This window comes from Staphylococcus auricularis (assembly GCF_001500315.1).
GTDB lineage: Bacteria > Bacillota > Bacilli > Staphylococcales > Staphylococcaceae > Staphylococcus > Staphylococcus auricularis.
This window is the reverse complement of sequence record NZ_LLER01000007.1, coordinates 54981-68999: the sequence shown is the minus strand read 5'-3', so window position 1 is coordinate 68999 and position 14019 is coordinate 54981. Positions and strand designations below refer to the sequence as shown.

13 protein-coding genes and 2 pseudogenes are annotated in these 14019 nt (G+C 31.5%); 3 read left to right on the top strand and 12 right to left on the bottom strand.

Annotated elements, in window-relative coordinates; translation table 11 throughout:
* Positions 1-30: 30 nt before the first annotated feature.
* The 12 genes and pseudogenes from APS80_RS04125 to APS80_RS04070 form a co-directional block, all read right to left on the bottom strand.
* Positions 31-303, bottom strand: a complete 273-nt coding sequence (locus APS80_RS04125) for a hypothetical protein (protein ID WP_059107017.1) — start codon at positions 301-303, stop codon at positions 31-33.
* Positions 304-444: 141 nt separating this feature from the next.
* Complete coding sequence (locus APS80_RS04120; protein ID WP_228451371.1) at positions 445-639, bottom strand: hypothetical protein; 195 nt, start codon at positions 637-639, stop codon at positions 445-447.
* Positions 640-875: 236 nt separating this feature from the next.
* A pseudogene (locus APS80_RS04115) lies at positions 876-1379 on the bottom strand (DUF1643 domain-containing protein).
* 291 nt (positions 1380-1670) lie between these two features.
* On the bottom strand, positions 1671-1892 hold the full coding sequence (locus APS80_RS04110; protein WP_059107016.1) for a hypothetical protein: 222 nt from the start codon (positions 1890-1892) through the stop codon (positions 1671-1673).
* Positions 1893-1906: 14 nt separating this feature from the next.
* Positions 1907-2410, bottom strand: coding sequence for a DUF1643 domain-containing protein (locus APS80_RS04105; protein WP_059107015.1), 504 nt, complete (start codon positions 2408-2410; stop codon positions 1907-1909).
* A 14-nt stretch (positions 2411-2424) separates the two neighbouring features.
* On the bottom strand, positions 2425-2736 hold the full coding sequence (locus APS80_RS04100; RefSeq protein ID WP_059107014.1) for a DUF960 family protein: 312 nt from the start codon (positions 2734-2736) through the stop codon (positions 2425-2427).
* 86 nt (positions 2737-2822) lie between these two features.
* On the bottom strand, positions 2823-3173 hold the full coding sequence (locus tag APS80_RS04095; protein WP_059107013.1) for an SAUGI family uracil-DNA glycosylase inhibitor: 351 nt from the start codon (positions 3171-3173) through the stop codon (positions 2823-2825).
* 462 nt (positions 3174-3635) lie between these two features.
* Entirely contained in the window at positions 3636-5261 is a 1626-nt protein-coding gene (gene ccrB / locus APS80_RS04090) for a cassette chromosome recombinase CcrB (protein ID WP_059107012.1), read from the bottom strand.
* Between the two features lie 19 nt (positions 5262-5280).
* Positions 5281-6630 (bottom strand): annotated as a pseudogene (gene ccrA / locus APS80_RS04085) (cassette chromosome recombinase CcrA).
* Positions 6631-6820: 190 nt separating this feature from the next.
* On the bottom strand, positions 6821-7096 hold the full coding sequence (locus APS80_RS04080) for a recombinase family protein (protein WP_059107011.1): 276 nt from the start codon (positions 7094-7096) through the stop codon (positions 6821-6823).
* A gap of 68 nt (positions 7097-7164) precedes the next feature.
* Entirely contained in the window at positions 7165-8952 is a 1788-nt protein-coding gene (gene cch1, locus APS80_RS04075) for a cassette chromosome replicative helicase (RefSeq protein ID WP_059107010.1), read from the bottom strand.
* 125 nt (positions 8953-9077) lie between these two features.
* The gene (locus APS80_RS04070; protein ID WP_059107009.1) at positions 9078-10508 is read right to left on the bottom strand and encodes a DUF6038 family protein; all 1431 of its coding nucleotides are present in this window, start codon (positions 10506-10508) and stop codon (positions 9078-9080) included.
* 220 nt (positions 10509-10728) lie between these two features.
* Here APS80_RS04070 and APS80_RS04065 point away from each other — a divergent pair, with 220 nt between their 5' ends.
* From APS80_RS04065 to APS80_RS04055, 3 genes are all read left to right on the top strand, one after another.
* Positions 10729-11892 carry an AlbA family DNA-binding domain-containing protein gene (locus APS80_RS04065; protein ID WP_059107008.1) on the top strand — a complete coding sequence of 388 codons (1164 nt, stop codon included), beginning with the start codon at positions 10729-10731 and terminating at the stop codon, positions 11890-11892.
* Positions 11893-11904: 12 nt separating this feature from the next.
* Complete coding sequence (locus APS80_RS04060; protein ID WP_059107007.1) at positions 11905-12711, top strand: abortive infection family protein; 807 nt, start codon at positions 11905-11907, stop codon at positions 12709-12711.
* A gap of 70 nt (positions 12712-12781) precedes the next feature.
* Positions 12782-13987, top strand: a complete 1206-nt coding sequence (locus APS80_RS04055; protein WP_059107006.1) for a hypothetical protein — start codon at positions 12782-12784, stop codon at positions 13985-13987.
* The last annotated feature ends 32 nt before the right edge of the window (positions 13988-14019 follow it).

The following is a 14019-nucleotide window of genomic DNA, read 5'->3' as shown; positions in this document are numbered from 1 at the left end:
CACATCACCTTTTGGTTGTGAATCATTTGTTTAATTTTCTGTTGATTGATCCTGATTATTATTTGTTGATGTGTTTGTATTATCTTGATTAACTTCATTTGATTGATCTTCTTGAGTTACTTCTTGTGTGTTGTCTGTTGATTGATTTTGATTATCTTTATTTTCTTTTTTTTTCTTCTCTACTTTATCTAATTTCTTTTGTTCACTTTTTAATTCTTGTTGTTTTGATTCCATTGATTTGTATTGACTCCATCCAAATGCTCCTGCGGCTCCGATAACTACTAATAATGCAATTGCTGCCAATACTCCTAATAATTTTTTTCATAATAAATTCTCCTTTTTTTTATATTTTTTTAAGTTTAAATACATAGAGTGGATCATAGAGATAATTCACTCTTTTAATACTAGTTATTAGTCAGTACTGAAAATTTATTTCACTCCTTATTATTTTTCCCACTTCTTAGTTTTGTGATTATAAGAGAAGCCTCTTTCTTCTAGTAATGATTTAGCAGCAACATAAGTATCATAATCAGCAACATCTTTCTTGTGTATCTCATATATTTCTATTAAATCTTGATTAGAAATTTTATTTAGAGCGTCTTTCATAATACCTATATCTTTTGTTGTTTCCCAAATCACGCCTATTGCTGCACCAATAGTAGCTACTGAATAATATACTGTGGCTTACACGCCTTTTCCAATGCCTTTGCCTATAGAATTAATTCTATTACTCAGAATATTCAATTCCTTTCACTATTAATTTTTGATGTACTACATATTCGAATAATTATTTTTAATATTATTGTTATTCTATATAATTATATTAATAGAACTTCCTCCGCTTTACTAATCTTTTTTTAAAAAATTAATTAATTCTATTTATATGTCCATTTATTGCGTGCCATAGGGTTGAGTGGATGCATAACTTCATTCGTTACTGGATTAATGAGTAGTTTCACTTTCTTTTTATGTGGTTTCAACATTTCTAAGACTTCATTAACTCTCGTTTCAACAACTGGATTCTTCGCATAGGCGCCCCAAGCTAATATCACTTCATCTGATTCTTTGACTGCTTTCATAATTTGAATATCTGTATGCTTATCATAGGCATTTTCCAAATGTTTTAGATTGATTGGCGTAGTTATATTGGAATATAAGTTCACAAAATGGATTGTACCAAACGCTTCCATTTTTGAAACTTTGCTCATAATGAGCTGAGTTGTTAGGTTGATGTTGAGAAGCCCATCATAATGTGGATACATTGTAATGATTGTAATTGTTTGTTTTTCACTTTCTCATTTTTTCTTAAGTAGATAGCGATGTTGTTCATGTGTAACTGACAGTTTATTAGACTCTTCTTGTAGTCTAATAATATGCAGGTAATCTGTTTGAAGTTGGTTATTCTGTTCTTTTAACATGTTTCAGAGTAAGATTTGAAGATCGAGGAGGAATTTTTAATAATACTTTTTGTAGTGTATCGATTAAGTTTCATATTAATCTCCTTCTTATAGGATTAAAGTTAAAATGATCGTAGCTGTTAGATAATCATTTAAAAAATGACTGTAGAACAAGTAGAACTTATGGCTAGTAATTAGTAAAAAACAAACTAATGGAGCATCCCTCACCGCAAAGTGAAGGATGCTCTATTTTTATTGTAAGTAGTATAGACTTTATTTTGATAGATAATGGTTAATGATTGTCTGTAAATCATTGTTAAGTACCGTTGTTATAGAGTCATCATTTATAAAATCATCATAGATTTTATCAAGTATTTCTTCATCTTCAATCGTTGTGAAGTGGTGTACTAGTCCTTTTACGATCGATATATAATTTTGCGATTCTAAACAACTAGCAACCGTTCGCCAGTCTGACTGAGTGGTTTCATGATTCATAGATAATCCTCCTTTTATTTCAAAGTCCATTTTTGACGTGCTTTAGGATTCAGTGGATGCATAATTTCATTTGTTGCTGGGTTTATGAGCTTTTTAATTTTCTTTTTGTGAGGCTTCAACATTTCCATCACTTGCTCAACACGTTCGACGACAACAGATCGCTTCGCATAAGCACCATAGGCTAAAATCACTGTGTCACTTTCACTTATCGCTTTCATCAAGTGAATATCAGTGTGCTCATCATATGGATTTTTGATGTGTTTGAGATTTTCTGGACTTTTAATATTAGAGAATAGATTTACAAGATATACAGCGCCATATTGTTTAGAATTAGCTAATTGGTTGAGGATAAGAACAGTTGTGAGATCGAGTGATAATACACCATCTAAATGAGGATACATCGTTATCACTGTACAAGCGGGTTTCTTTTCATCCCATGTTTTCTTGAGTAAGTATCGGTGTTGTTCATCATCGCTAAATATAGCTTCTGTGTGGATCGTACTTTTGATTGTATTCATATATCGTCACTCCTCTAGTATTCTTCTGGCAAAAGCATCACATAATAAAAAGCGTCTACATCATCTTCTCGGATGACGTAGACTTTCTTAGGTAATGCATTTTGATTTTTTATATAGTTTGTATAGTGATATTCCAATTTGTATGCGGGTTGTTCTTGTTCATGTGTGATTGTGAGTATATTTTCATCTTCTTGCAGTTTAAAAATGTGTAGGTAATCTGTATGAGGTTGATTGTCCCGTTCTTTTACCATATTCCAAAGTAAGATTTGAAGGTCTAGAGATAAGTGTTCACTAATGCCTCTTGTGATATATCGATTGATTTTCATACTATTTTCCTCCATTTTGCTTTTCTTTCATGATGTCAATTATTTCGTTAATGACTGTAACCGATATTTGTGCCACTTTGATCCAATTATTCATAGTCATTCCCTCCCTCTTTTAGTAGATGACGTTCATCAATAATCGTATTTTTAGTATCTGTGAGGTACAGAAAGTCCATATCAAAATGATCCAGATAACCAATACTGATGAGTTGGTTATTGGCGTACATTAGAAATGGATAGATACTTAGCTCATGTAGCTCATCGTTATAGTAGGTATAAGTTTCAAGTGTAAGATGCGCAAGTGGAGTATGTTCTACAAAACGAGTAGGAAGTATATTTTCTGCTGCTTCCTCCAGTGCTTCACATTCCCATGTTTCATTGTTAGATAGTTGGAATAGACGAGTTATATATTGTTTGAGTTCTTGGGTGGTTGTTTCCATATCATTGCCTCCTAGATATTGTGGTAGTGATGTAATTCATATACATCATTGAGATAATATATATTTGATTTGTCATTTATTACGGATCCCGGTGGGAATAAGAGAAAATCCCAATCGAAAATCATAACAATTGTTGATATGACAAGGAAATCCCGTTATCCCGCTCATTTCTCGGGAAATATAGCTATATATTTATATATGATTTGGATTTGTAGATGTCAGTACGACTTATTTTTTTTTATATTATTTATTTATAAATAATAATGGGATTTCGGGATTACGCTTGCGTAATCCTTCTGTCACTTGAAGTTATCCAATCCCATTGCTATCCCGTTCATATTTTATTTTGGGATGTTCTTTCGTCATACAATATAAGCTTCACATTGAGTTGTGACTTGTTATTATGTTGAAAAGGTTCGTTAGATGGGTGTTATTGAATGACGAAAGGACAGTACATAGATATTAGATTTGAAAGTAGAGTGTTTGAGGCAAAAATAAAGACGAAGTGCTGAGGAGCACTTCGTCGAGTGGGGTGTCATTGAAAAGTTGTTTAATAATTTCATTATTAAGTTTTAGTGTAACGTAGAATTGCTTTTTATGATTCTCATCTTTACGAATGTCAATACGGTCAATAACCGTTAGGTACAAAGCTTTGAGCTGTGATTTATCCATGGATTCTATATTTTGAAATATTCGTTGTAATAGGGCAGCGATTTGTTTCGTATCATAAGATGGTTTCTCTTGATTTTGTTGGTGCTTGAGTTGATTCATTTGATTTGTAATGTCATTGAGTTGTGTTTCATATTGATGAATAGTTGGTTTGAGTGCAGATGTTAAGTCTGGATTGTCTTCGATCGTTTGAATTAGATTTTTTAGTTTAGTGTTTATTTCATCAAATTGTTGTTGCTTATATGCGATATCATGGTTAAGTGCAGCTATATCAATTTGACTATCTTGATTAACACGTTCGACAACTTGTTTGAGAACTTTATCGCTTTTGACAATTTCAAGTATTTGATCCATAACATATTTTTCTATAACATCAGCTCTAACACTATTCGCAGAACATACTTTTGAGCCTTTGTTTCGAAAATTACTACAAGAATAATAGCGTATTCGCTTCTTGGTACCATCTTTCAATGTGTTCGTTGTGTTACTAGCTGCCATTGGTGCACCACATTGTGGGCAGTGAATAATACCCGTTAATAGATTGGTTCCTTTACCATGCACTTGTGGTTTTTCACTTACTTGTTTTTTACGTGCTTGTACTTTGTCCCATAAGTTTTTGCCAATAATAGGGGCGTGCTTACCTTCAGCGATTACTGGCTTATCATTCAAGCCTTTACGTCGTTTATCATTCCAATCTTTGTATTTTGCGAATTGAATTTTACCAATATAGAATGGATTTGAGAGAATATAAGTAACAGCTGAAATACTAAATGGATTACCCTTCTTAGTGACATAACCTTTATGATTGAGTGCATTCGCAATTTTGCGGTAACCATGACCTTTGGCATAAGATTCAAAGATATATTTAACGATGTTAGCTTCATGTTGATTAATCATTAATTCTTTTTTATTATCAGGTATGTTATTATATCCTAAAGGAAGATTGCCCTGATAATAGCCCTCTAAAGCTCTTTGATGTTGCCCGGTGTAAATATTCTCTAAAATTGTATTTCTTTCAAATTCAGAAAAACTTGCAAGTATCTGGAGCATTAACTTACCTGTTGAATTTTTGACTTCCATGCGTTCAGACAAGCTAAAAAATTCAACATTTTGGCGATGAAGTTCTTCGACGATTGTAAGTAAATCGGAAGTATTACGTGCCAAACGATTTGTTTTATAAACCATAACACAGTCTAATTTTCCATTTTTAGCATCTTTTAACATGCGCTGTAATTCAGGACGGTTCATAGATTTTCCTGATATACCTCGATCTGCATATATATCAACAAGTTCATAGCCATTAAATTGGCAATATTGCTCTATTTGTGTAATTTGTCCCTCTATGCTATAACCCTCTACTTGTCTCTCTGTGGACACGCGAATGTACGCTCCGATTCTCTTCTTCTTCATTTCATTCATATTTTTTCATCCTTTCTGATTAAGCAATCGATGATTGCGTTTTTTGATTGACGATGTTTAAGGGCTCGTTTTTGAAATAGATACCCGTAAGTGTTTTATTTTTGGTAATATGAATTTCATCAATGTAAGGGTACAATATGTTTAATGTGAAACGTTGTTGCATGACATTTTGTAAAGCTTTTTGAATTTGATGCGTATGGATTGATGTTATAGGTTTTGACTGTTGTCGAAATGATTGCGTTTGTTCTCTGAATGTTTCTGCATCAATTTTGCCTTGGGCTCATTTTTCTATCAGTTGTTCTTGCGTGACTGTACTTTTAGCTTCTATGTCTTTTTGTTTTTTGAGTCGTTGTTGAATAGTATGGTTTATTTTTGGATAGAGCTGTTGATTTTGAAAGAAGTCCTGACAAGTCGCTAAAACACTTGTTTCTAATTCTTGTGCGTTGATCCCCTTGAATTCACAGACAAAACGAGATGCATTCAAATTTTGGGGACAGACGTAATAACGTAATGTATGATTCTTTTTTCTAATGGTCATATTAGTTAGTGTTGAATCACAATAAGGACATTTGATTTTTTGTTTGAGTTGGTTTTCTGACGGCTTACGTTTGACTTGTTTCTGAGTTCGGGTAACTTGAGCTTCTTCGTATATCGTTGTACTGACAATAGCTGGGAACATGTTTTCATATTGTCCGTATTGATTGATAACACGGCCACAGTAATTAGGGTTAAGGATAATATTACGCACTTGATAGGGCTTACGATTAATGAATTTATCATCAGCTTCTAAGTATTGCGCAATTTTTTTATAACCATAACCTTGAAGGTAATAATTGAACACAGCTTCTATTGTTGGTGCTTTTACTGTGTCTATTGTGAAAGTACCATTATGATAGTGATACCCAAAGGGTGCATGTGTTGTAATCATTTTACCTTGTTTCGCTTTTTCTTTGATTCCATTTTTGACTTGTTCGCCTATATTATCAGATTCTAGTTCGGCCAAGCTGATGAAAATATTAAGTTTGAGCCGATCGAATGCTTTATCCATGTCGAAGTAGCCATCATGAACGCTTAAGATATGAACATGATACTTTTGACACAATTTCATGAGTTTTAATGCATTTTTTAGGTTACGATGAAGTCGATTCAGACGATAGCAACATAATACGTCACATTGTCCTTGTTGAATCAGTTCAGTAATTTGTTGATAACCATTCCGCTTATCAGTACGTCCTGATTGCTTATCGCTATAAAAGGTAATGTATGGAATATTATGTTTTTTGGCTAATGCCTCTATGGTTTGTTTTTGTGCTGCTAGGGATTGTTGCTTTGTAGTGCTCTGTCGTAAGTAACCTATTGCTTGTTTCATCGTATTTCCTCCTTCCACATTGATAATATATATTTATGAACGAATTTATGCATATGCCCAACGCCATCAGGCGTTGGGCATTAACTTTAGTCATCAGCGTGATTGATTTCTTCAATCACTAAATCAGCGAGTAATGTGATTAATTCGTCCATATTCTTCCTCCTAATTGACTTTGATAGTAGTAAAAGTGTTATACCAACTTTGGAAATATTGTAATGAACTCAATTTTTCGCTTTGAGCAGATTTGCTCCAACTCAGTATAATCTTCATAAATGCCCCAAAAGACGATACGTTTAGGTTTGACGTGCTTCAGTTTAATATCATTTATTAATTGGTTATCGTCGTTATAATCTTTTGTGATTTTATAACCATGTTCTTTACAATATGCTTTTACAGTATCAATAGGTTCGTCTAAGTAGTCTTCTCTTTCATCTGTAATATTATGTGCTAATGCAACTACATTCATAGTTAATACCTCCGGTTGATTTAATGAGCTACAACGCATAGAGCGTTGTAGCGGTATAATATTCAAATTTATAGTTCTAAATCGTCACTTGCTTCTTTTTCTTTCGCTTGTTTAATAAAATTATTAAGCAAATCTGGATTTGTATTATCATCAAATTTCGGTGGTGTGAAAGTTTCTGTATTGGAACTTAAGCCAAAAATAGATGCAAGTTCTTTATCCAATTTAAGATGATAGAATACTATCGTTTTTGATTTGCCCGTTGCATCTTTGATACTACGTTTAGTTGTTTTACGGTTACGATCAGATTGAATATGTCCTTTATTTCGCAGTGAATTGACGACGTTTTGTACATCTTGATATTGGTTTTCTTCTAACATGCGTTTAAAAACATCTTTCAGTATTTTCACTTGAATATGATCATCTTTCAGTTCAATAAGCCCGTAATTTTCGATCATATTTGAGAGTTTATTGTCTTCCGAGAATTTTCCTCTATTTTGTGCCACAAATTGGGTGATAGTTTCGAGAGCTTTGGAAGACAGATCTCTTTCACTAACAGAATCTAAATGATAGTTAATGAGGTAGTCTCTAACTGCATTCAAATCGATAGGTGTCGCGATTACACGTTCTAATATTAGTGCTGAAGTCGTAATGGTGGCGTAGCGCTTAAACATGCGGATACCTGTATTGCTCGTTTCATTTTCTAGTTGCGTTTTGAACCATTGATGCTCAGTTCGGAACCATTGAATGACTTCTGCTTCACGATTAAGTAGGTACTCGGCGACTAATGGCATCACATGACCGTAATTAGTTAATGTTGCCTTTTTAATGGCATCAGCATTTTCAGCACTTTTAGTGAAATGTTCGTTAATTTCGATGGTTCTAACCCGTAGCCCATCATTTTTTGCTGAGTCTTTAAAAATACTATGTTCGCCTGTTACTATAATGCTAGTTCCCCAATGTCGGATACCTTTAGCCTTGCCGTTTATATCTGAACGTTGTCGTCCTAGTCCTTCTGCAATACTGTACAGAAGTCCGGTAGAATCTTGAAATGAGGAAGAGGACAACTCATCTAATACAATAGGGACACCGTGATTATCATTTAGGTAACTTTCTATTCCATTACATGTTCCGTTAAGTGATTTCATTAATGTATTTGAGCCTTTGTCTACATTACCCGCCACACTAGCTGAAAGTGCACCACTAGTACTTTTACCGCTACTAGAGTTGCCTACAAACGAGAAAATAGTGCCTGCAAATTCAACCTCATGTTTTGCTTTTAAGTACGCAGTCACTAAAGAAGAAACACCAAATACCACGGCAAGCTCTAGCAACAAGTTCCCTTTTACTTCATCAAGATACATTTGCCACCAGCCTTTAAAAGTGCCTTTAGGTTGTAAATCATATTGTGTTTCGCAAATAATTTCGTCAGCTTGTGACTGTTTGATTTCATTTGAAAGATAAGGTTCGTCCAATGAAATGACGATACCTTTATCAGTATTTAAGACTCCAACACCTGTATACAATGAGGACAGTGGTAGTGATTGGCGCATTAATTGCAAGGCATTACTTAACGATTTAATGTACTTTTCATTGATGCTGAAGCTAAACATAATTAATCCAGGTAGCTTTTGTGAAGTTAGAATATCTGACGTTTCAATACGTTTAATATTTTTGCCATCCGTGATAGTCAATTTCTCAACCCCTGTAGTAGGGTCGAGAAATTTGTTTTCTATGATGATTGGACTAGATAATCGAATTATCTTATCTTCGTCATTTTTGTTCTTTGCTGGAATAAGTTCATACCATGCAGTTGAATCTAACCAGTATGGATATTCCTCGAAGGTGTTGTTACTCATAATAAATCTCTCCTTTGTTATATAAGCATTAAATTTGTGTTGCTACATACATATTAAAGGAGAATTAAACGCAAATAAGGAGGTCGTCCATAAACAAAAATATTGGACGACCTCCTTTGGTAGTGCTATTCAAATTTTAAATTATCTAAGGTTTCACTTAGAGCTTTTGCGATAGACCAACTAGATAAATCATTGACTTGTTTACTGACGATTTCGTCTTTAATTTGAGTAGATTTTATTTCTTCAAATAAGTGGAAAGCGTTCGTTAATTCGGTGAAGTTTATTTTTGAAAGAGGCTCAATATCTTTATTAAATGAATATTTATCCAATAAAAAATGAATTCGATACAAGTCATTTAAGAAGCTCTCTACTTGATTTGGACTTATACCATCATCAATATAGGATTGGCGATTAGTATAAAATAGGTTAGAAAATTTAGACAATGACAGATAAAAATCTTTATAAATATTGAGGAACTTATCGTTTGATATTAATGCCTTTGAGCTATTTATTATATTGTCTATGCGTGATTCAAAATTTTGTAATTCATAAGTGCTGTTTTTATATCGGTTTATAGTATTAATAATTCTTTGATAGTTAGAAAATAAGTCGTTTTCAATACCGAGAAAGTATCCATTAACATTGAATGGATATTTTACAATTTCTTTTTTTCTTAATTTTTCACGGATTTTTGCTTCATCATCATTTTGTATATCATAAGTTACAATTTTATGATTGATTCTTTTATTCAAACTTGGAAGGTAGAGTTTGTTTAATATATCAATAATGAAAAAATCTAATAATTTGTTATCAGTACGTTCACTATAATCATCTATACTTGGTTCGTTTGATATATATCTAGCTACTTCATGCTTTACATTCGAACACTTGGAATCATCAGGTTCTACTTGGTTGTATATAATAAAATTTTCGGGATTATTTTCTTTATTATATTGATGAACTTTATATAGTTGCTTGAAGTTGAAGTCATTATCAAATGTCATATTATCTTCCATTAATGTTTCAAACAGTAACTCGTCAATTCTATGTGCTAATTTTCTATATAGTTTTGAACTCTTATCTAAATCTAGAGAATTTGTATAATTAAAAAATGAAGACAATGCATCATTACATTTTGACTGGGCACTAAGCCATTCTAAAGTATAAGAATAGTTTTCAGATGCGTAAATTTGCGCTTTTAATGCATCGTTTTTAATATTATCAATTGAATCGCTGATATTAGTAATATAGCTAATAAATTGACTATTATTTTTCTTTAATGCCTCCTCTCTTAAATCTATGTCATCAAATTTTTTAGCAGATGTAGGAACAGGAAAGTCCTCAATAGTATTTAGCAAAATTTTAAATAATTCTAATTCAAATAAGTTAAAACTGTAACCGCTATTGGTTGCTGATGGGTTTGATTTGTACCTGTTTATATCTAACTTATAAACTCGTTCAAGCTTATCCATACTATTCTTAAACATTTTTTCACTCAAGTTACATTCCTGCATTAAATCTTTTCCAGTAAAATATTTGTAATTTTCAAAATTCAAAATAATTATCCTTTCAAACTTGCTTTATTGGTTATGTTTACATTATTTATAGTATAAAGTAGAATTAACAGTAATAAAGGGAACATTTGTTCTTGTTTTGCATGTGAATAAGAGATTGATTGAATAAGTAATGAATGATAGTTTTACTAATTTATAAACTTCACCTATAAAGAATTGATTTTGAAATAGAATAATTAATTTAAAGAAGGAGAGTAATTTGATGCTAAAGGATAAAATAATAAATTTAATACAAGAAAAGAGAGAAGGGAGTTATTGGGATTTTAAAGCAGAATATCATAAAGATAAAGCAGAATTATTACATGATATAATTTGTTTATCGAATAACTTGTTGAATCAAGAAGCCTATTTAATTTTAGGAGTGGCAGATAACGGTCATATTCTGGGGATTGAAGGTGATTCAAACCGAAAAAAACAAGAAGAATTAATATCATTTGTTACTGGAAAAAAATTTGCTGCGGGTAGGCACCCCAAGGTCTCATTAATGACATTTGAATATGAAGAAAAGGAAATAGATGTCATTATAATAAATCCTAAAGGATATGTACCATACTATCTGGAGAAAGCAGAAACCGATCAAAAAAGTAAAAAAAACAAAACAGTCAATGCAGGTAGTATTTATACAAGAGTTGAAGATAAAAATACCCCAATTGATTCTACTGCAAGTCCATTAGATACAGAAACATTATGGAAAATACATTTTGGTTTATATCCTACTCCTATAAAGAGGTTACAGAATTATTTACGAACTCCTGAGAAATGGATGCCGAACTCAACAGGTTATTTTTATAGTGAATCGCCAGAGTATATAGTATACAAAAATGAGGACATTGAAGAAAAAGAAAATTATTTTAATTTAGTAAGTCCATTCTATGCGTATAATCAAATCAATAGTAATACTTTATACTCATATTACGAATTTAAATATCATAGTACAGTTTTATATGGTTGCCAGTGCATCTCTTTAGATTCAGGTATCTACACAACTCCAGTACCTGAACCAGGTGCGATAAATTTTAATATGCATAGAGATGATACTATTTATTATCGTTATTTCATTGAAGAGACGATGCTTTATAATATTCATCTTTTTATGTATAAGGGTGATTCGATGGAAGAGAAATTTGCAATGGATAAATTTGTAGAATGTGTTTTGGTTTATAAAAGTGATGTAGAAAAGGAACTTTTTGAAAATTATATATTAGATAATTGGGATAAAGTTAATCAATCAATTAATGAAAATAATGCACACGTATTTGGAACTGAACATTTGTCGCAACTTGCAAAAGAAGATATCACTAAAAAAGTAAAATCAGTTAAAGTTTTAAAAGATGAGCTTGAGAACTTTAGAAAAAATATTGGTTAATAGGAGAATATTATGAAAAAATCAACAGTCATTGATAAATTTTTAGACCTACTCTCTTCAAGGAGTTCGCTCAGAGAAATTGAAAATAACTTTATTGATGCAGATATTATGAGAGATGGTTCTATAAAACAAAAATATAGCGGACAACGTAAATCGTTAGCGTGGGAATATATTAGCACTTTAAATTTAGAAGATGAAGCTGAATTTTCTAAATTACTTAATGTTATAGAAACGTATTTATTTCAATGGAACCTGTATACTCATGAAATAGATGAAGACGAAGAAATCAATAGATTAATAAAAATAATTAATGCATTGGGTTATGCATATAACCAAGATACAGGAAGAATAACTAAAAATGGAAGTGAAGTTAACCTAAGTACTGTAAAATCTTTGGCAGAAAAATTTGATGTTGAGTATGTATTAAAAGAGTGTAATAGAATTGAAAAAGAAGCACAAACGGATTCTGAAGACGCAATTACATCTGCAAAATCAATGGTCGAGAGTACTTTGAAGTATATCCTAGATTCAGAAGGAGAACAGTTCAGTAATAATGAAAATTTAAGGGGATTATATAAAAAAGTAAGTGAAATTATGAAACTTTCTCCAGGGGGACATAAAGAAAGAACTTTTAAAACAATTTTGAGTGGAATGATAAATGTAATTAATGGTTTGGACGAAGTAAGGAATGAATATGGTGACGCACATGGTAAATCAAAGAAAAATTATAAGCCGGAAACTAGACATGCTTTTCTAGCAATCAACGCAGCACGTACGATAACTGAGTTTCTTTTAGCTTCACATAAAAAGCATAAGTAAAATTCACTTTAGGAATAATAATCTTTATTTGTACTGTTGAAGCAGTCAGGTTTAATAAAGGATGATGAAATTGGAAATTGAAGTTGGTATAGATAATATAGAACAGTCGAATAAGTTTTTAAGAAAATTGTGGTCATTATTCAATGAAGAATTTGGAAAATGTAGTTGGCAATATTCTCCATTTAAAATAGGGAAATATCAACAAATATACTTTGGGATGGCTGATATAAAAGATTATAATTTGGAAATTAGCATATTATATAAAAATAAGGGATCAATAACTAAAATAATTTTTGAAAGTTCTGATGGAGATAAGTTAGATGAAAAAATGAGAGAGACACTAAAAAAGTTAGTGAAATACGCAAAAGAAAATTATGATGAAAAAGAAGCTTTCTTTTTTAAAGGCAGTATAATTTCAAATTATGTATTCAGTAATTATGAAACTCAATGTCAAAGTATGCAAATATTTGGTTTAAAAAACAAAAGTTCTAATTTGGTTTTTTCAGTATCAGCATATGACCATAATCAAGCAAGTGGGAAAGCAATAGAATTTATAAATGAGGCATTAGACTTTTTATCGATAGAGACTAATCTAATGTTTTATTTAGAGGAAATAAATGTTATTGAAAATGCGAAGTTTAAAGAAAAGGACGAAATGACATATAATAAAAAAGAAAGTTATCAAGACAATAGCGATTTTATTGAGGGATATTCTACCAATAATAAGCAAATAGTGATATCAAAAGAGGCAATACAATTTTTAAAATATATTCAAAAAAATGATAATGAAGATATAAGAGCTTTTATGAGAGCTTGTCACCATTTTCACTCAGCTAGGAAACTAGACTCAGACACTTTTGAAGTTAATTCATTACATAAAAAAACTAACACAAGATTAGATTCTAATTTAGAAATTGCAAATACACTGTATTTATCAGCTTTAGAAGTTGTTTCTTCAATAGGATTTCAATCAGATAGATGTAGTGAATGTAATCAATTAAAGTATAGTATTTCAAAAAGAGTAAAAGACATTACTAATAAGTATCTTAATGATAATGTTGCAAAAGAAGTTGTAAAATCTTACAGTTTAAGATCGAAATATTTACATGAAGGCGTATTAATTAGAAACACATCACCAACTATTCAATCTATACCATTATTAGATAATAGTACGAAAAGTGGTTGTAAAGAAAATTTCCCTGCTTCAATTTACAATTTAAGAGAGTATACAAGTTATATTTTGAGGAGATTTTACAGAGAATTCTTTGATTTGTGATAGCAATAAATATAAAACCGCATCACGTACCG

What these genes read in the sequence shown, in the direction of transcription:
- cch1 (WP_059107010.1), bottom strand. Translation starts at nt 8,952, where the DNA reads ATGAGTAACAACACCTTCGAGGAATATCCATACTGGTTAGATTCAACT.
- APS80_RS04110 (WP_059107016.1), bottom strand. Translation starts at nt 1,892, where the DNA reads ATGAATCATGAAACCACTCAGTCAGACTGGCGAACGGTTGCTAGTTGT.
- APS80_RS04065 (WP_059107008.1), top strand. Translation starts at nt 10,729, where the DNA reads ATGCTAAAGGATAAAATAATAAATTTAATACAAGAAAAGAGAGAAGGG.
- APS80_RS04100 (WP_059107014.1), bottom strand. Translation starts at nt 2,736, where the DNA reads ATGAAAATCAATCGATATATCACAAGAGGCATTAGTGAACACTTATCT.
- APS80_RS04105 (WP_059107015.1), bottom strand. Translation starts at nt 2,410, where the DNA reads ATGAATACAATCAAAAGTACGATCCACACAGAAGCTATATTTAGCGAT.
- APS80_RS04095 (WP_059107013.1), bottom strand. Translation starts at nt 3,173, where the DNA reads ATGGAAACAACCACCCAAGAACTCAAACAATATATAACTCGTCTATTC.
- APS80_RS04080 (WP_059107011.1), bottom strand. Translation starts at nt 7,096, where the DNA reads ATGAATGTAGTTGCATTAGCACATAATATTACAGATGAAAGAGAAGAC.
- ccrB (WP_059107012.1), bottom strand. Translation starts at nt 5,261, where the DNA reads ATGAATGAAATGAAGAAGAAGAGAATCGGAGCGTACATTCGCGTGTCC.
- APS80_RS04060 (WP_059107007.1), top strand. Translation starts at nt 11,905, where the DNA reads ATGAAAAAATCAACAGTCATTGATAAATTTTTAGACCTACTCTCTTCA.